The following is a 1,043-nucleotide window of genomic DNA, read 5'->3' as shown; positions in this document are numbered from 1 at the left end:
TCCCTTCCTTTCCGGAAGGGCTTTCATTGAGGCGCGGACTCTGGCAGCGAGGCATACCAGGCAATGCGCATTTCCCTGCTTTTTCGTAGGGACTTTCATTGAGGTATATATTTCCTATATGGGTTTTTCTCCTGAATGGGGGATTTCCCTTCCTATTTGGAGGGGCTTTCATTGAGGCCAGCTGTGGCAGGACAAGACGGCCGAGCCGCCCGGTAAATTTCCCTTCCTTTTCGGGAGGGCTTTCATTGAGGGACCGATAACGACGGCATTATCTGGATTCGCGCGTTTATTTCCCTTCCTTTTTGGAGGGGCTTTCATTGAGGCCAGAGGTTGGGTTTGCGGTTCACTATGGTTGCTCTGGAATTTCCCTTCCTTTTCGGGAAGGCTTTCATTGAGGCTCAGCGAATACTGCCGCGTCGAGCTTACTGGTGATTATTTCCCTGCTTTTTCGTAGGGACTTTCATTGAGGCTTACGAAGGGTGTTCTGTGCCAGCCCATCGAGCCTATTTCCCTTCTTTTTCGGAGGGGCTTTCAACAAGATAGATCAATATCCCCCGGATGACCGCGGGACCGTTTGCTCTGCATCTTGAGGTGTAGACTTTCATTGAGGCTAGTCGCCTAGCTCACGGTCAGCAGAGCGCAGCACATCGTATTTCCCTTCCTCTTTGGAGGGGCTTTCATTGGGGCGGTTTCGCTTTTGAAGAACTGAAGGGCGGAGACGGCATTTCCCTTCCTGTTCGGAGGGGCTTTCATTGAGGCGAGGGTTCAGCCGATGAAATCCCGGTGACCCGCGAAAATTCCCTTCCTTTTGGGAAGGGCTTTCATTGAGGCGACGGAGATAACCTGTCGCTGCGTCTTATCCAGCGGGATTTCCCTTCCTTTTTGGAGGGGCTTTCATTGAGGCCGCGGAGAAAATCCGCGGTACATTCAAAAGTGCATAGTTTCCCTTCTTTTTCGGAAGGGCTTTCATCGAGGCCCTGGTTGGGAATCCAAGGGTCTGGGCGAAGCCGTTTTCCCTTCCTTTCCGGAAGGGCTTTCATTGA

Origin of the sequence: Rothia sp. HMSC069D01 (assembly GCF_001810135.1) — a bacterium.
In the GTDB taxonomy this organism is placed as follows: domain Bacteria; phylum Actinomycetota; class Actinomycetes; order Actinomycetales; family Micrococcaceae; genus Rothia.
This window is presented reverse-complemented; position numbering follows the sequence as displayed.